Raw genomic sequence first — 17,524 nt, forward strand, 5'->3', positions numbered from 1 at the left:
TCTCCAAGAATGACTGAAATCTAAAGGCGATTATCTCGATCGGACAGAGGGCTAATTTCGGGCCGGATATGACCGTTGAGGGCCGACAGCCGATGAAACTTCCCCGACACGCCTTGCAGGATCATGGCGCCGCTCTGCCTGCCTTGCATCTCGCTGCCGCCAGAGGGGACGCAGCTGCGGTGGCCGGGCTTCTGGCGGCGGGCGCAGACCCGCTACAGCTCGATCCGCTGATGGGAGCCTCGCCCTTGCACCTGGCCGCTCAAGGAGGCAGCGCCGCAGTCATGGAGGCTCTGCTGCAGTACGGCGCCTTCGTGAATCTGCAGAGCCACAGCCATGGCATGACGCCCTTGATGATCTCGGTCTGGCACCGCCGCCCCGCCGTGGCGAAGGTGCTGCTGGCGCATCCCGACATCGACCCCACCATCCGTTCCCGCCTCGGCATGACCGCCGAAGAGATGCTCGATACGAAGACTGCGCAGGATGCGGAGCTGCGGGCTGTGTTCGACGGGTTCCACGCGCGCGTCGCCGCCGCTCGACAGCGGCAGCCGCTTCTGGTCGTGCTCGAGGACGAGATGCTGTCCGGTGCCGAGAAGGAGGCGCGGATTGCCACGCTGCTCGCCGAAGGCGCGGAGCCGGATGTCGTCGCCCCGGTTCACAGCGCCCGAAACCCCGGGCATACGCCGCTCCTGATCGCCGCCCGCGACGGGCTTGCGGGTGCAGTCCAGGCCCTGCTCGACGCAGGAGCGGACCCGACGCTCGTCGACCATTTCATGCTCGCCCATCCCGCGCACAAAGCCGCCTATATGGGTCATGACGTGGCTGTCGCGGCATTGACCCGGCACGAGAGATTTGCCGAGATCGCCGACGCCCAAGGCCCCTTCAATGGCTATACCGCGCTCCACGACGCTGTCTGGCACGGCCATGTCGAGGCAGTCCGGCTATTGTTGGAAGCCGGCGTGCGATCGGACCTTCTCGGCCATGACGGTCGGAGCGCGGCGGACCTGGCGCGCGATTATGGCTACGATGAAATCCTGGCGCTGCTCGAAAGCGACAGAGAGACGGGCCTTGCCGAGGCGCGCCGCGCGGATGAGCTCACGGCAGGACGGCCGCAATGATCACGCCGGCGAACAAGCCAAGCCGGGTCTCATAGTCCTCGTAGCTTATGCCTCCGACCTTGGCGCCGACGCTGGCTTGCATCAGCGTCGTGATCAGGGCAGCCGGGTCCACCCCCGGCCGCTTCAGCGTGATTTCGCCTCGCGCCTCGCATTCCTCGATAAGCTGTGTCGCGTAGCGGATGAAGATGGCTTCGAAGGCCTTGCGCTCCTTGACCGCGATATCGTCGATCACTGCGCGCAGTTCAGCGAAGTGATCGCCCGCGCCGATGCTCAGGAAGGCGGTGCAGTGATGGGCTCGCAGCAGCGCCATCAGCCGCTCGGCGAACGGGGCCTTCATCTCCATCACTTCGCGGCACAGTGCATCGACACGCTGGCCCAGCAACTGCAGCGTGGCGCGTAAGATGTCGTCCTTGCCCTTGAAGTGAAGATAGATCGTCGCCTTCGCGATCCGCGCTTCCTTGGCGATGTCGTCCACCGCGGTACGCTTGAACCCGTAGCGCGCGAACAGGCGCATCGCCGCATCCGCAATCTGCTCGGCGCGATCGGACATGTCGTCGACAACGGCGGCCGGATGGTTGTGACGATCGGTCATGGCGCTCCTGACAGAGTTCCACCCCAGGCGAGTGGATACCCACTAGACTCAAATCGTTTTCTAGTACAGTTTGCCGCGCATGGCGGCAGACTGCCTCCTGCCATCGCTATGTCAGATCGCTCCCGCGAACGCGAGCGGGCATCAGGCGTCGGGAAGCCACATCGTCACGTGTTCTGGGCTTGCGAGATCGACATGCCACATCGCCTGAAGGTCAATGGGAAGAACTATGAGCTCGATGTAGACGACGACACTCCGCTGCTCTGGGCGATCCGAGACAATCTCGGCCTCTCGGGTACGAAGTTCGGCTGCGGCATCGCTCAGTGCGGAGCCTGTACTGTCCACCTCGACGGCAAGCCGCAGCGTGCCTGCGTGACACCTATCTCCGCCGTCGGAGATGCCGAGATCGTCACCATCGAAGGGCTCGCGGGCAGGGAGTGCGACGCCGTCCAGGCCGCCTGGATCGGTCATGACGTGTCCCAGTGCGGCTATTGCCAGTCCGGTCAGGTCATGAGCGCGGTGGCGCTGCTCAAGGAGATCCCCAAACCGACCGACCGCGACATCGACCTCGCGATGAACGGCAATCTCTGTCGTTGCGCGACCTATGTCCGCATCCGCGCTGCCATTCACGGCGCCGCTCATGCGTTGGAGGGCTGAACCCGTGACCGCTTTGGCACATTCCCCCTCCCGACGCGCCGTGCTGGCGGGCGCTGGCGCCCTCGTCATTGGTGCCCATCTGCCGAAAGCTGCGAAAGCCCGACAGGGTGATCCACTTTTCGCGCCGAACGCTTTCGTCAGGATCGCGGCGGACAGCACGGTCACCGTCCTCGTCAAGCACATCGAAGTCGGTCAGGGTCCGTTCACGGGCCTCGCCACCCTGGTCGCAGAAGAACTCGACGCCGACTGGAGCCAGATGCGCGCCGAACACGCGCCCGCCGATGTCGAGCTTTATGCGAACCTGGTCTTCGGTCATCTTCAGGTGACCGGTGGCTCGACCGCCATGGCCAATTCCTGGGTGCAGATCAGGCAGGCGGCGGCCGCCGCGCGCGTCATGCTGCTCCAGGCCGCGGCGGCCGCGTGGAAGGTTCCGGCTGTCGAGATCGGCATCGAGAGGGGCGTGCTGCAGGATCCTTCGGGCAGGCGAGGTTCCTTTGGCGATTTCGCGGGCGAAGCGGCCAAGCTGCCATTGCCGAGGGATGTGCAGCTCAAGCCGGCGGCGGCTTATCGGCTGATCGGCAGGGAGGGCGCGGTCAAGCGTCTCGACAGCGCGATCAAGTCGACGGGACGGGCTCGTTTCACCATCGATATCCGGGAGCCGAACATGCTGACCGTGGTCGTGGCGCGCCCGCCGCGCTTCGGCGGCAAGCTGGTCAGCTTCGACGCAACCCAGGCCCTAAAGATCAAGGGCGTGGTCGACGTCAAGTCTATCGGGTCGGGCGTCGCGGTCTACGCCGAGGGCATGTGGCCGGCGTTGAAGGGGCGCGAGGCGCTGAAAGTCTCCTGGGACGACAGCGCCGCCGAGACTCGCAGCAGCCCGGATATCGTCGCCCATTATCGGGAACTTGCGCGAAGCAAGGGGGCGGTCGCGGGCAGCCATGGCGATCCGGCGACCGCTCTCGCCGAAGCCGAGCGCGTCATTGAAGCCGAGTATACGTTTCCTTATCTCGCTCACGCACCGATGGAGCCGCTGGACGGCTATCTCGCATGGAACGGCGAACAGGCACTGGCCCGGTTCGGCAGCCAGTTCCAGACCCCCGAGCATCAAATGATCGCCGATGTTCTCGGCCTGCCGCTCGAGCGAGTGAGCATCGAAACCATGATCGCCGGCGGCAGTTTCGGCCGGCGCGCCCAGCACAGCCAGCATCTCGCGGCCGAGCTGGCGATGGTGGCCAAGGCGATAGGACCAAACCGTCCGGTCAAGGTCGTCTGGACGCGCGAAGACGATCTCGGTGGCGGCTATTATCGGCCAATCTACGTGCATCGCCTTCGCGGTGCCCTCAAGGACGGCAGGATTTCGGCCTGGTCCAACACGATCGTCGGGCAGTCGATCAATATCGGCACGATCTTCGAGTTCTCGGCGGTGAAGAACGGTGTCGACTCGTCCTCTGTCGAAGGGGCGAGCGGACTGCTCTACGACATGCCCAATTTCGCATGCGAGGTGCACACTCCCAAGGTCGGTGTCCCGACCCTGTGGTGGCGCTCGGTCGGCCACACCCATACCGGCTACGCCGTCGAGTGCTTCATCGACCAGTTGCTGCAGGAGGTCGGGCAGGATCCCGTCGCGGGGCGGCTCGCCTTGATGACCCGGCGCCCCCGCGCCGCCGGTGCGCTGAAGGCCGTTGCAGAGCTCGCGGGATGGGACGGGCCAGGCCCGAACAATGGGCGGGCACGCGGCGTCGCGGTCGTGGAGAGTTTCGGCTCCTATGTCGCCCAGATCGCCGAAGTCTCCTTCGAGGATGAGCCCAGAGTCCACAAGGTGTGGTGTGCGGTCGACTGCGGTATCGCGATCAACCCCGACATCGTTCGTGCCCAGATGGAAGGCGGCATCGGCTTCGGCCTCGGGCACGTCCTGTACGGCGAGATCACCCTCGACAGGGGACGCCCGGTCCAGAGCAATTTCGACAGCTACAGATCCCTGCGGATCAACGAGATGCCGGCCGTCGAAGTCCGGATCGTCCCGTCGGCCGAAGCTCCGTCGGGGGTCGGTGAGCCCGGTGTTCCGCCGATCGGGCCAGCGGTCGCCAATGCCCTGGCACGCCTCGGCCGCGAGCGGCCGAGTTCACTGCCGATGGTGAAAGGCTAGGCCGATGCGATCGCGCCTGCTTATCAGCGTCGTGGCGGCGGCCGGCTTCTGTCTCGCTGGAATGATTTCGGCAGCCGCTCAAGCGTCGCCGCTGGAGAGTTCCGCATCCCTGCGCCCTGCCGATAGTTTCGCCGGCATTCCCGACAGGCAGGCGCGCTCGCTCGCGCTGTTCGGCGAGATCGGAAAGGTGCTGCAGCACCCTCGCTGCCTCAACTGCCATCCGGCGACAGAGCGTCCTCGTCAAGGCGATCAGCGGCGTCTTCATCAGCCCATGGTGATCCGCGGAAGAGACGGACATGGGGCGCCGGGGCTCGAATGCGCCAGCTGCCACGGCAGGCAGAACTTCCATGCGGCCCGCGTTCCCGGCGATGGCCATTGGGCGCTCGCTCCCGCATCGATGGGCTGGGACGGCAAGACGCTCGGTCAGATCTGCGCGCAGATCAAGGATCGGAGCCGCAATGGCGGGCGGGACCTCGCCGCAATCGTCAAGCACGTCAGGTCCGATCCCCTGGTGCTCTGGGCCTGGCGGCCGGGACCGGGCCGCGAGCCGGCACCGGGAACGAATGCTATCTTTGGTGCGCTGGTCGAGGCGTGGGCCGGCTCCGGAGCGGCATGCCCGGACGGCTAGGCGTCTTCGCTTCGCACTCGAGCCTTTCGCTGGGGCATGCAGACTGGATAGCCGCCGGCCAATTGGAGGAAACATGAGCCTCGTCACTCCCGGCCTTGCCGATATCGCCCTCTTCGTCGGCGCGGCCCTCGCATTGCTCGTCATTCCCGGGCCGGCCGTTCTCTATCTCGTCGGACGCTCGATCGAGCAGGGGCGAACCGCCGGGCTCGTCTCGATTCTCGGCATCCACACCGCGACGCTCGTTCATGTCGCAGCAGCGGCCCTCGGCCTGTCCGCGCTCCTCGCTTCGTCCGCCTTGGCGTTCGGGATCGTCAAATATGCCGGAGCCGCCTACCTGATATGGCTCGGCCTCAGAAAGCTCTTCGCGCGTGCGTCAGTCGATACGAGCGATACCTTCACCGCTCCGCCCGCAAGCCGCCATCTCTTTCGGGAAGGCTTTGTCGTCAACCTCCTCAATCCGAAGACGGCACTGTTTTTCCTCGCATTCCTGCCGCAGTTCATCGATGTGGGCCGTGGCCATGTCGGCATGCAGATCGCGTTCCTCGGCAGCCTCTACACGGTTCTCGGGTTGTTCACCGACGGGATGTACGCACTGGCCGCCGGCACGGCCGGCAACTGGTTGAAGCGCAGCAGGCTCTACCTGCAGGTCGAGCGCTATGTCAGCGGCACGTTGCTGGTGGGGCTCGGGGTCACGGCCGCCTTGGCGGATGGTGTGAGGAAGTAGATGTTTTCCCCGGCATCCAGCCTGCGATCGCGCGGAAACCTGAAGTGGTACTCGACAGTTGCGATTTCTCTGTCCGGCAAGCCCCAAACGGAGGGAGACAGGTAGCGCAACCGTCCGCGATTGCTTCCTTTCTCCTCGCCTGCGCGAGCATTTGTCACCGCCTACGCTGGATAAGACGGCACCCGGATTTAGATTGAGGTTGGTGGGCGAGCAGGGCGTTAAAGTCTTGCATCGGCGTGCGTTCGGAAGGGGCGCGCATCGACTTCGCCTCCGGACGACGGCTAGCGGCTGTCAGCGCGAGCGTTAAAAGGCTCAACCACAGCCTTTCCCCGGACGATGACTATGCGCTCTTTCCGTCCGTCGACACGAAAGCGAATTACACCTTCGCCCCAGCCCTCATCCATGATGTAAGCTGGCAGGCCGGCGCGCAGGGTCCTTTCGATCGATCGCGCGCGAAATTGCTTCAACTGGTCTTCGTACATAGGCAACTCCACCGGCGGCGAGAGCAGGCTACGTCGTAGTTGTCGCCACTATGGCAAGCACCAGAAACCGAACAAGAGCGAAGACTGCAAACGCAGCCTTGGGATCTTTGCATGACGGTGGGATGACCGCAGACGCTCCGCATATGCTGTCATCGCTCGGGGCGGCCGCAGAGAACCCTGGCGGCGCAGATCTCGAGACCGCCTCCGCAGCCTGTTCAAGAAGAACTCGATGAATGCTATCTGGGCGCACACCGGCGCAAGGAGACGTTATGGAGTTTCTTCTGGTCTTCGCGTTCCTTGCGCTCTTCTGTGCCTCTGCGATGGCCGGCATTGCCCTGCGGAAACGTCTGCACGAGCGACATCTGACAGCCGAGAACCTGGACTCCATCCGGCTGGTCACCGGCCTCATGGTGACCTTCGCCGCGTTGATCCTCAGCCTGCAGCTCTCAACGGCTCGGGCACGCTTCGACGAGGCCAGCGCCCATCGTTCGACCTATGCCGCGCGCCTGACCAGTCTCGACGAGTGCCTGCGGATTTTTGGCGATGCCGCAGACCCGATCCGGCTGAAGCTCCGACAGTACACCGCGGCCGTCCTGGCAAGCACGTGGCCGCAAGAGGCGAAGATCGTGGTTGCGGGAATGCCGAACACCGAAGGGATGGCTGTTCGCGGCGAGGACAGCATCCTGTCGCAGCTCATGAGCGATATCGGCGTGGCCGTGGACGCCCTGCAAAGCCCCGGGCTGGAGCACTCCGCAGCCCGCTGCCGGACAGCCTATTCAGCGGCGCTATCGGCGAGATGGAGCGTCATCGAGGATTCCCACATACCGTCGGGAGCCTTCTTCATCGGCCTGTTGAGCTTCTGGCTCAGTCTGGTCTTCCTGAGCTTCGGGCTACAGATACCCCGCCGCGCCTTGAGCGCTGCGGTTCTGGCAATCGGGGTGCTTTCGATATCGAGCATCATGTTCGTGATCGTCGACCTCGGGATGCCCTACCAGGGGGTGTTCCACATCTCCAGCGTCTCCACGCGCGACGCGCTCGCCGATATGATGCGCTAGATTCGGCGGCGTTTCAGTCCCGGCTTCACCGGCCGCTCATGCGAAAGCATGAACGCGGTGACATGCGAGGCCTTCTCCGCGAACAGTCGCGGGCTGGTGGGATCGGTTTCGTGCGGCATGTTTGAAGTGGGATGAAGTTTGCCGCCCGCTGGCCCAGGCCATCCCGGCACCGTTGTTGAAGCGCTCCGGAGCGGCGGTCCATGTAGCCGAAACTCGGGCAGGCCTCGTCGGACGCTGCTCTGCCTGCGTCACAAGATCGGGAGCAGGTTCGGTGCGGCCAAAACCCGGCGGCACGCCGCAACAGGTCGCGAGCACGACGCGCATGCGCGCTTCCGGCTATTTTCACCGCTTCTGCCCCTATTCCAGCGCCAACCGTCAGAATCTAAGCCGCCGGCAGCAGGCCCGTTCTCTCGCCGATTGGCGTCGCTGAACTCGAAACCCGCGGCGGGGAACCGCGTTGTTCCCGTACAGCCGCGATGGACATCGCCGCTGCGATGCGGGGCGACGCTCTTGTCTTTCGACGGGTGCGAGCATGCTTGAGAAGAGAGACAACGGACAGAAAATGCCCGGCAGCTCGCCGGTGCTCCTCGTCCTGCTGGCACTCGTGGTTTTGGGGTATCTGGGGTGGCGCGAACTTGGCGGTAACGTTCCCGCCGGCGGGCCTCGGGCGGGAGCGGCCGGTGCCGATAACGCCGCTCCGCAGAAAGTTCCCGTGACCTACGCGGAAGCCGCCAAGACGGACTATCCCATCTACGTCCGTGGCCTGGGATCCGTTTCGGCTTTCAGGACCGTGACGGTGAAAAGCCGCGTCGACGGCGCGATCACCAAGGTGCTCTTCAAGCAAGGCCAGATCGTCCGCCAAGGCGATCCGCTGGTCGAAATCGACAAGCGCCCCTACCAGGCCGTTCTCGACCAGGCCGTCGCCAAGAAGGCCCAGGATGAAGCCAATCTGAAGAACAACCAGCTCATTCTCGATCGCTACAAATCCCTCGCCGCGAAGGACTTCCAATCGCGCGAGAACCTCGACACGCAGCAGGCGCTGGTCGAGCAACTCCAGGCACAAATCCAGGGCGACCAGGCCGCCATAGACAGCGCCCGGGTCAATCTGGACTATGCCACCATCAGTTCCCCGATCACCGGCCGGGCCGGGTTCCGGATGATCGACCCCGGCAACATCGTCCATGCCACCGATACGACGGGCATCGTCACCATCACCCAGCTGCAGCCGATCGCGGTCGAGTTCACCGCGCCGCAGGATCGTCTCGAAGCGATCGCCAAGGCTCATGAGGGCGGCGCGGTCCCCGTCGATGCGATTTCTTCGGATGGTGCTCGGGTCCTGGCTCGCGGCCAGCTCGCCGCGATCAACAACACTGTCGACATGGCGAGCGGCACGATTGGCCTGAAGGCGCGCTTCGACAATCTGGACAATGCACTCTGGCCCGGGCTTTCGGTCAATACGCGGATGCGGATCGACACGCTCAGGCAGGTCGTCGTCATCCCCGCGAACGGGGTGATGCATGGTCCTTCCGGCCTGTTCGCCTATGTCATCGGCGATGACGGCAAGGCGATCACCCAGCCGATCGAGGTCGGTGCCAGCGACGATGAACGGGCGGTCGTTCTGTCAGGGCTCCGTGCCGGGCAGAAGATCGTGGTCGCCGGCCAATCCCGCCTGCAGGGTGGCGCTTCGGTCGATGCCAAACCGATGCCGGCCGATGCCGAGAGGCCACCGGCTCCAGGCGCATCCGCGCAGAATGCGCCCGCCGCTGAACAGAAGGCGCATTGAGCCATGGCCAGCAGCATCTCCACACCCTTCATCCGCTTTCCGATCGCCACGTCGCTGTTGATGGCCGGCCTCCTGCTCGTCGGGCTCGTCGCCTACCCGCAATTGCCGGTGGCGCCCTTGCCGGAGGTGGATTTCCCCACGATCCAGGTCTCCGCCAACCTGCCCGGCGCCGATCCGGCCACCATGGCCGCGACGGTCGCGCAACCGCTGGAGTCCCAATTCGCGCTGATCCCGGGCGTTGCGGAGATGACGTCGTCGAGCCAGGCCAATTCGACCCAGATCACCCTCCAGTTCGAGCTCTCGCGCAATATCGACGGCGCCGGCGCCGATGTGCTCGCCGCCATCAACGCGGCCTCCGGCCAGCTCCCCAAGAACCTGCCGAGCCCACCGACCTATCGCAAAGTCAATCCGGCCGACGCGCCGATCCTGCTGCTCAGCGCCACCTCCGAGACCTTGCCGCTCACTCAGGTCTCCGACGAGGCCCTGACCAAGCTCGCCCAGGCGATCAGCCAGATTGGCGGCGTCGGCCAGGTCAGTGTCGGCGGCCAGCAAACGCCCTCGATCCGCATCCAGGTCGATCCGGCGAAACTGGCCGCCCGTGGACTATCCCTGGAGGATGTGCGCGCGCCGCTCTCCGTGACGACGGTCAACAGCCCGAAAGGCACGATCAGCGGCGTCGCACGCTCGTATACGATCTACGCCAATGACCAGCTCACCGACGCCAAGGACTGGAACGACGTCATCATCGCCTATCGCGACGGCAATCCTGTGCGCGTGCGCGACATCGGGCAGGCGGTCAGCGCCCCGCTCGACGATACGCAAGCCGGCTGGGCCGATGGCAAGCGCGGCGTCTTCCTGGTGATCTTCAAGCAGCCCGGGGCCAATGTCATCGCTACGGTCGACAAGGTCATGCAGGCTCTGCCGCACCTGACCGCCGGCATCTCGCCCGCCATCAAGATCGCGGTGCTGTCCGACCGGACGCAGACGATCCGCGCCGCGGTCAAGGACGTGAAGTTCACGCTCTTGGTGACGGTCGCTCTGGTGGTGCTGGTGATCTTCATCTTCCTGCGCAGCCTTTGGGCCACCATCATCCCGTCATTGACCGTGCCGCTCGCCCTGCTCGGCGCCTGCGCTCTGATGTGGTTCGCCGGCTACAGCCTCGACAACCTCTCACTGATGGCGCTGACCATCGCCGTCGGTTTCGTCGTCGACGACGCCATCGTCATGCTGGAGAACATCACGCGCTATATCGAGGAGGGCGAGGAGCCGACGGATGCCGCGCTCAAGGGCGCGAGCGAGATCGGGTTCACCATCCTGTCGATCTCGATCTCGCTTGTCGCGGTGCTGATTCCGCTGCTGCTGATGGGCGGGATCATCGGCCGGCTGTTCCGCGAATTCTCAGTCACGCTGGCGATGGCGATCCTGGTTTCCGCGGTGATCTCGCTGACCCTGACGCCGATGATGGCCTCGCGATTCATGAAGCCGCTTCGGGACGTGCATCACGGCCGGATCTACCAGGCCAGCGACAAGCTGTTCCAGGCACTGCTCGGCGCCTACGAGCGCAGCCTCGACGTGGCGCTGCGCTTTCGCGCCGTCACGCTGATGGTGTTCTTCGCAACGCTCGCGCTCACCGTCTATCTGTTCGTCATCATCCCGAAGGGCTTCTTTCCGCAGCAGGATACCGGCCTGATCACCGGCGTGATCGAGACCGCGCAGGACACCTCCATCGCAGCCATGGCCAGGCATATGGAGGCCGTCGGCGCCATCGTGCTCAAGGATCCGGCGGTCGATCACATGGCGATGCGCATGGGCGGGGCGGGTGGCACCCTCAATGACGGCACCATGTACATCACGCTGAAGCCGCGGGAGGAGCGTACGGCCTCGGCCGACGCTGTGATCCGCCGGCTGCGCGCGCAGACCGGCGCGCTGGAAGGCGCCAGCCTCTATCTTCAGGCGACGCAGGATGTGCGCGTCGGCGGCCGGTCCTCGCGGACACAATTCCAGTTCACCTTGCAGGGCACCGACGTCGCCCAGCTCAACGAATGGGCGCCCAAGCTCCTCGACAGGATGAAGGCGATGCCGGAGCTGCGCGATGTCGCCTCCGACCAGCAGGCGGCTGGCTCCACCCTGACCCTGGCGATCGACCGCGATCAGGCTGCCCGCTACGGGCTGACCCCGGACATCATGGACGCGACGCTCTACGATGCGTTCGGGCAACGCCAGATCGCCAGCTACGCGACGCAGCTTTCGACCTATTACGTGGTTCTGGAAGTGCTGCCGGCGCTGCAGCAGAAGATCGCGACGCTCGACCGGATCTACCTGCGTTCGGCGACGACGGGCGGCAACGTGCCGCTCTCGGCCATCGCCAGATGGAGCACGGTCCCGGCGCAGCCGCTGGCGATCAACCACCAGGGCCAGTTCCCGGCGGTGACGATCTCCTTCAATCTGGCGCCGGGCATCGCACTGGGCCAGGCGACCGCAGCGATCGCCGCCCTGGAACAGGCGATGAACCTGCCTGCAACGATCACGACGTCCTTCCAGGGGACGGCACAGGCCTTCCAGGACTCGCTCGCATCGGTGCCGATGCTGATCGCGGCGGCGCTGGTCGTCGTCTACCTGATCCTCGGCATCCTCTACGAAAGCTATATCCACCCGCTCACCATCCTCTCGACCCTTCCTTCAGCCGGTGTCGGAGCGTTGGCCATCCTGCTGCTCTTCGGCTTCGATTTCAGCCTGATCGCGCTGATCGGCCTCATCCTGCTGATCGGCATCGTGAAGAAGAACGGTATCATGATGATCGACTTCGCGATCGCAGCCGAGCGCGACCAGGGCCTGTCCTCGCTGGAGGCGATCAGGCGCGCCTGCCTGTTGCGCTTTCGCCCGATCCTGATGACCACCATGGCCGCTCTCCTCGGCGGCGTGCCGCTGATGCTGGGCCACGGCACGGGTTCGGAAATCCGCCAGCCGCTCGGCTACGCCATGGTCGGCGGCCTCTTCGTCAGCCAGTTGCTGACCCTTTTCACGACGCCGGTGATCTATCTCTATCTCGACGCCTTCTCGAACTGGCTTGCTCCGAAGCATCGCGCAGAAGGCGCAGGGATGGACGAGCGGAGCCGGATGGCGACGAATACTGATGGCTAGCAGCGGCTGATAGCCGCGATACGACGGAGACGAGTCGACAAATCGGGTAGTGGCTGTTGGATCTCGGCCAGATCCCTGGATTCTAGACCCGGTCAGCAGCAGTGCCGTTCAGTGCAGCTGGAGTCAGCGCGCCGCTGCGGGCAAGCTTGAAACGCCACCGGACGGTGCCCCGATGGTCTGGGCGACAAGTCGGTACTTGACGATCGTCAATGCGAGACCTCGGGCCCAGTCGACGAGGTCATTCCATGGGTCGACGATCCGTCCGGTTGCGGACAGGAAGGTGACGACGGTGGCGATCTCGGTCCGACCTTGGACGACCAGCACGCAGCCAATGCCGAGCACGAGCAGGCTGCCGAGGGAATAGGTCAGGTTCATCAGGAAGTTGAGAGCAAATTTGGTCTCGAACATGCCGAGGTTGAGCGTGAACACCTCGTCGAGGCGGCGCGCGCTGGATTCAGCTCGCGATCGAGACAGGATTTCTTCGCCGAAGCGCCGCAGAATGCGGGTGCGCTGTGCCACGCGGCGGTTGATGGCTCGCTGCATCACCGGCACGAACACGAATTGCGGCGTCAGGATCAGAAGGCTGACTGACATCATCCTCAGGTCGAGGACGGCGAGATAGGCAAAGACGCTCGCCAGAAAGCCGATCTCGACAATCGGAAGGCTGAGGCTTGAACCGACGAAGGCGCCGATGTCGTCGGCTTCCGCGAGGATCATCGCGAGGCCGGTGCCGTTGCTGAGCGCCAAGTCGTCGACCTGCAGGTTCTCCAACTTGCGCGTCACCACGAGGCGCAGATCCCGGGTCGCGCATTCGCCGAGCCAGGCTCGGTAGACGTTCATGGCGAGCTTCGCCGACCCGAAGGTCAGAATGATCGCAAATTGCAGGCCGGCGAGCCTCAGGATGGCGGCGAGGCGGCCGGCATGGACGGCCGTGTCGATGATGCGACGCTGCGTTTCGATCGGGGCGGCGTTGAGCAGGAAGACCGCAACTGAAAGGGCACAAACCGCGACCTGATGCCAGCCGCCCGACCACAGCACGAAGCGGGCGAGCGAAGAGGGCAGCGGCCAGTCCTGCGCATGAGGGCGAGGGGGCTCCGCTATCGACGCGATGAACTGCGAGAGCCTCATGGCGAAAGCCTCATGGAACGAGGACTGCCACATCTTGAGGCCGCCCAGTCCGCAGGTCGGCCAGCGCATTGTGTGCCTGCTTCAGCGGGCGGACGGGCGTTCTGGCGGCTATGCCGGGTTGCACGTCCCGATGTCGTGCGGGCAGCAATTACCGGTCGCTGGCCAACGGCAAACTGGCGAACGTCGAAGAACTGGGGCCGCCATGGCGGCCCCGACTTCAGGATGTGAGCCCTTAACCGTGGTGCGGCAAGCCGGTCGGCGCGGCAGGGTGGCGAAGCTCCAAGTCCTTGAAGCGTTGATGGTAGGCGCGATACTGGCGCTGCTCTGCGAGGGCGCGCGCCCTTTGGGCTTGCTCGTGCACGATGCTTTCGGCGCCGAGTTCGGCTGCCTTTGCCTCCAATGTCAGCCCCCACATTGCGAGTAGCCCCGCGACCAGAAAGATCCTCTGAACGGCCATGATCGACCTCCTTTGGTGGAGTTCTGCGCCGGCATTCTCTTGCCTGGCTTCCCCAAGTTACAGCTCTCGGGCCGGTGCCGACATGCAAATCAACGTGATTTCAGAAGAGAACGAGGTTTCTCATAGTTAATATCGCTCCAGAATCTTATCGCTTGGATGGATTGTGCATTAATTCTGGATTAAATATTCGTAACATTACGCAAATTTCTGTGAAATTACTTCTACGTCAATGCCTTGTTGATTGTTGCTGTCCGCATGAAACGCCATCTATAGGCGGCACGACACGTGTTGATGCCGTTGCAGAGGTAGGCTTCGTCAACCGCGGAGAATTCCGATGCTTGATACAACCGCATGTTTCGCCCGGATTCAGCCTGCACCGCGCCTGAACCAGGGTATCGCAGCCATGGCCGCCGTCGGCTTACTAGGCATGGTAATCGCATCGCCTGCGATAGCGGGGACGGCCGAATGGGGGCCGGGCTGCAATTTCAACGCAGCGCCGCAAGGCTATGGTGACCAGATCCGCTACAACAACTGCATCCGTCAGAGCGACTGTCAGCAACTCGCAAACGCGGCGGGCCAGAGGATCGTTAGCTCCGGATGCTTCTGGGTCGACCCCGACCCCGTGGCAGCACGGATGCCTGCGCATGGAACTCGCTTGATGCGATGATCACATGGACACCCGAGAGCCGGGCACCTACCAGGCCGGCTCTCGGGGCGGACGGCTCTGGCTTCCGGCCGTCTCCGGCTGAACCATGGTGCCCTCGCTGTTGCAGGATCGCCGCGGGTTGAGCATTGCGGCAGGCCATCACTGCCAAGGTCCTGTCCACCAGCCATAGACGCTTCGCCGATGTCTTCCGTGTTCGTCACACGCTAGGCTGCGGCCGAGATACTGATGATCAGCGTCGACACGTTCGACACGCGGCCTCGGGCCGGGTTTATACCCAGACCCCATGCGGTAATGCATCGACAGCCGCCGGATGATCAGCGCCTAGCCTGCGCTGCGCCGCTGCCGTGGATGCAGCGGTCAACGAACTCGCGGTCCAGGGCCAAAATCTCGTTGAGCAGCGCTGCGCGCCCCTTGGCGTTCACGAATTCGAGGCGTCGCAGACCAAGCGGGTCGATACGGCTGCGCAGGAGCGCCAGCATGTCCGTATCCGGGGCCGCCACGGCGCGGCATTCCGGATCGATCGAAATCGGAAAACCCGTCGCCTCACGGATCTGTTCGAGCGTTACGCCCGGCATGGTTTCGATAACGACGAGTTGGCGGGTCTCGGCATCGAGGCGGAAGACGCAGAGATCGGTGAAGACCAGCGATCGGCCGGTGCGATAGCCATGTGGGACTCGCTCGGCCTCGGTCAGCAGCCCGCGCGCCGAACTGGCGATCTCGACCTCGTCCACTACGGAGAGCGGCGAGTGGCGCGGCACATAGAGCAGGTAGTCGCGATGCATGTTGGCGACGTCGGCCATGCCGCCCTGACCCGGCAGCCGGATGACGCCGCCGGACGGCTTGTCGATGGCGATCGTATTGACCCGGCCGCGGCGATCCACCTTTGCGGCGGCAACGATCTCATGCGTCACGGCACCGGCCTGATAATAGGTCGAGTAGGTATCGTCGCCGCCGGCATGTGCCGCTGCGGTTTCGCCGTCGAGGCTTTCGAGCAGGGACAGGATCATCGGGCTGGGCGCGACGTCGAGATGGCCGCAGCTCATCGTGGCGATGATCATCCCGGGCGCATGCGTCGCCTTGGCCAGCCGATAGGCGACATTGGCGAGCGGCGAGACGGCGCCGGCGCTGGCAAAGCTGTCATTGCCGAGTTCGGCGGCGATGCGCGCGGCGAGGATCTCGTCGATGGATGCAGGCGCTGCGGTCGGCAGGAGGGCCGGGCTGGCGAGAATGTCGGCAACCGCGCTTACCGCTGCGGCGTCGATCTTCGCGGCGTTGACGACTTGTGCCGGCACGGCTTCACCGGGAGCGGAAAGGCTCTCGGACAGGCGCCGCCCGTTATCGCTGAAGGCCTCGGAAAAGCGCGCATAGTCGGTGACGTAGAATGGCAGGCAGGAGGTCGGGTAGGCGGCGCCGGGGGCCAGGGCGATGGCGGTCACCTGATTGCGGGTGAGCACCGTCTGGCGTCCGGCTTGCGCCAGAGCGCCGACGGGCACGATCTCCTCGACAGTCACGAGGACCTGCCGGGCGGCTCCCGCCATGGCGACGTCCAGCGCCCTCGGCCCAAGGATCTGGACATTGCCGCTCTCATCCGCCCGCTGGGCGTGCAGGACGAGCGTGTCGAGCCGCAGAGCGGGGGCGAAAGCCATGGGCTCGCCGTCGATCGCGTCCGGTGCCAGCTTCACGCCGGGAACGCGCTCCATCATGTCCGAGCCGACGGGTGGCTGGAACGGCAGTGAAGGCAGGTTCTGCTGGGCAGCCCGGAGCGCCTGGATCATCGCCAGAGCCGTCCAGTCACGGACTGGGAGGGCCCCCGTTTCTGCAGCCTTACGAAAGCGCGGCGGCAAGCCGAAGATGTCGAGGCTGGAAAAACAGGTGTCGATTTCGGCAATCGCATCCGCCTCCAGCAGCAGCTCCAGGGGCAGGCCGCCTGCCCATGAAACATAGCGCAGCCGCTTGGTGCCGCGCGCCGTGATCGCCTTGATCAGCGCGATCGGAAGGCGCGCAAAATGATGACCTCCGACGCCGAAGACATCGTGATCGCGGACGAGACCAGCAAGGCCGGCGAGGTCTGTGAAGAGCGGCTTGTTGGGCTTGACGAGGGATGTGCGGGTCATTGCGGCGTTCTGCTCACCGGGAACTGCTGGATCGTAGGTGGAGGTTCGGCGCAGGATTACGCTTTTGCTTTCCCGCTGTTTCTCTGCGCGAACTCCTGGATGCGGGCCTGGCCGATCTCGCTGCGGTAGAGCTCGCCCACAAGCGCGCGCTCCATGGCGAGCCCTGCGGCGAGGTCGCCGGCGAGAGCGTGCGCGGTCAGCCGCTTCAGCCCTTCGACCGCGGCCGAAGGCTCGGCGGCGATGGCTTCGGCCAGTGCCAGGGCACGCGGCAGCAAGGCGGCGACGTCGACGATCTCGGCGACCAGACCAGCGCTCACGAAATCGGAAGCCGGGACGATCGCGCCGGTCAGCAACAGCATGTTGGCGCGGTTGCGCCCCAGCTTGGCGACGCTGCGTTGCGTGCCGCCCCCGCCGGGGATCAGGCCGAGCTTGATCTCCGGCAGCCCGAACTTGGCATACTGGTTAGCGAGCACGATGTCGCAGCACAGCACCAGCTCCATGCCGCCGCCGAGCGCGAAGCCGTTGACCGCGGCGATCACCGGCTTGGCGTTGCTCTCGATCGCCGCATACATCCGCGTGCCCGCTGCCTGGAAGGCGTCGAACTCATCGTCCGTCTGCGCCGCATATTCCTTGATGTCGGCTCCTGCCATGAAGCCGCGGCCTTCACCCGTGACGACGATGGCGCCGACCTCGGGACTGCCCGACAGGGTTTCGAAGACGTCGGTGATCTCGCCCTGCATCAGCCTGTTCATGGCGTTGAGCTGGTCGGCGCGACGGAAGGTGACGAGCGCGACGCGGCCCTTCCGCTCGACGGTGAGCGTCTGGTAGTTCGCCACGA

At 64.8% G+C, this 17,524-nt stretch carries 14 protein-coding genes; 8 read left to right on the forward strand and 6 right to left on the reverse strand.

The annotated features are described in order from the left end of the window. Window positions 1-92 precede the first annotated feature (92 nt). Complete coding sequence (locus AC1REK_RS16090; RefSeq protein WP_492273807.1) at window positions 93-1,115, forward strand: ankyrin repeat domain-containing protein; 1,023 nt, start codon at window positions 93-95, stop codon at window positions 1,113-1,115. Here AC1REK_RS16090 and AC1REK_RS16095 read toward each other — a convergent pair. Further along, a complete protein-coding gene (locus AC1REK_RS16095) occupies window positions 1,093-1,707 on the reverse strand; it encodes a TetR/AcrR family transcriptional regulator (protein ID WP_492269259.1) in 615 nt (204 codons plus the stop codon). The genes AC1REK_RS16090 and AC1REK_RS16095 overlap by 23 nt on opposite strands. A gap of 192 nt (window positions 1,708-1,899) precedes the next feature. Here AC1REK_RS16095 and AC1REK_RS16100 point away from each other — a divergent pair, with 192 nt between their 5' ends. The 4 genes from AC1REK_RS16100 to AC1REK_RS16115 all read left to right on the forward strand — a co-directional run bounded on the left by AC1REK_RS16100 (window position 1,900) and on the right by AC1REK_RS16115 (window position 5,859). Then, window positions 1,900-2,361 carry a (2Fe-2S)-binding protein gene (locus tag AC1REK_RS16100; protein WP_492269258.1) on the forward strand — a complete coding sequence of 154 codons (462 nt, stop codon included), beginning with the start codon at window positions 1,900-1,902 and terminating at the stop codon, window positions 2,359-2,361. Beyond that, entirely contained in the window at window positions 2,345-4,507 is a 2,163-nt protein-coding gene (locus tag AC1REK_RS16105) for a xanthine dehydrogenase family protein molybdopterin-binding subunit (protein ID WP_492269534.1), read from the forward strand. Before AC1REK_RS16100 ends, AC1REK_RS16105 begins: the two co-directional genes overlap by 17 nt. Before the next feature lie 4 nt (window positions 4,508-4,511). Further along, window positions 4,512-5,135, forward strand: coding sequence for an Isoquinoline 1-oxidoreductase subunit (locus AC1REK_RS16110; RefSeq protein ID WP_492269257.1), 624 nt, complete (start codon window positions 4,512-4,514; stop codon window positions 5,133-5,135). Window positions 5,136-5,208: 73 nt separating this feature from the next. Next, window positions 5,209-5,859, forward strand: coding sequence for a LysE family translocator (locus AC1REK_RS16115; protein ID WP_492269256.1), 651 nt, complete (start codon window positions 5,209-5,211; stop codon window positions 5,857-5,859). Window positions 5,860-6,140: 281 nt separating this feature from the next. Here the strand turns inward: AC1REK_RS16115 and AC1REK_RS16120 are convergent, their stop codons facing one another. Then, window positions 6,141-6,341: a hypothetical protein gene (locus AC1REK_RS16120; protein WP_492269255.1), complete on the reverse strand. Its 201-nt coding sequence runs from the start codon at window positions 6,339-6,341 to the stop codon at window positions 6,141-6,143. Window positions 6,342-6,610: 269 nt separating this feature from the next. On the opposite strand from AC1REK_RS16120, the gene AC1REK_RS16125 reads away from it, so the two are divergent. The 3 genes from AC1REK_RS16125 (at window position 6,611) to AC1REK_RS16135 (ending at window position 12,320) form a co-directional block, all read left to right on the forward strand. Then, a complete protein-coding gene (locus AC1REK_RS16125) occupies window positions 6,611-7,396 on the forward strand; it encodes a bestrophin-like domain (RefSeq protein ID WP_316018413.1) in 786 nt (261 codons plus the stop codon). A 532-nt stretch (window positions 7,397-7,928) separates the two neighbouring features. Continuing rightward, the gene (locus tag AC1REK_RS16130; protein WP_492269254.1) at window positions 7,929-9,179 is read left to right on the forward strand and encodes an efflux RND transporter periplasmic adaptor subunit; all 1,251 of its coding nucleotides are present in this window, start codon (window positions 7,929-7,931) and stop codon (window positions 9,177-9,179) included. Window positions 9,180-9,182: 3 nt separating this feature from the next. Beyond that, window positions 9,183-12,320: an efflux RND transporter permease subunit gene (locus AC1REK_RS16135; RefSeq protein ID WP_492269253.1), complete on the forward strand. Its 3,138-nt coding sequence runs from the start codon at window positions 9,183-9,185 to the stop codon at window positions 12,318-12,320. Window positions 12,321-12,443: 123 nt separating this feature from the next. On the opposite strand, the gene AC1REK_RS16140 is transcribed toward AC1REK_RS16135, so the two are convergent. The 4 genes from AC1REK_RS16140 to AC1REK_RS16155 all read right to left on the reverse strand — a co-directional run bounded on the left by AC1REK_RS16140 (window position 12,444) and on the right by AC1REK_RS16155 (window position 17,522). Continuing rightward, a complete protein-coding gene (locus tag AC1REK_RS16140; RefSeq protein ID WP_492269252.1) occupies window positions 12,444-13,517 on the reverse strand; it encodes an ABC transporter ATP-binding protein in 1,074 nt (357 codons plus the stop codon). 163 nt (window positions 13,518-13,680) lie between these two features. Next, on the reverse strand, window positions 13,681-13,905 hold the full coding sequence (locus tag AC1REK_RS16145; protein ID WP_492269251.1) for a hypothetical protein: 225 nt from the start codon (window positions 13,903-13,905) through the stop codon (window positions 13,681-13,683). A 981-nt stretch (window positions 13,906-14,886) separates the two neighbouring features. Continuing rightward, window positions 14,887-16,686: a CoA-transferase gene (locus AC1REK_RS16150; protein ID WP_492269250.1), complete on the reverse strand. Its 1,800-nt coding sequence runs from the start codon at window positions 16,684-16,686 to the stop codon at window positions 14,887-14,889. Window positions 16,687-16,742: 56 nt separating this feature from the next. Then, window positions 16,743-17,522 (reverse strand): enoyl-CoA hydratase/isomerase family protein, encoded by a 780-nt coding sequence (locus AC1REK_RS16155; RefSeq protein WP_492269249.1) that lies wholly within the window; start codon window positions 17,520-17,522, stop codon window positions 16,743-16,745. Between the last annotated feature and the right edge of the window lie 2 nt (window positions 17,523-17,524).

This window comes from Allobosea sp. GW823-FHT02B03 (assembly GCF_058797755.1).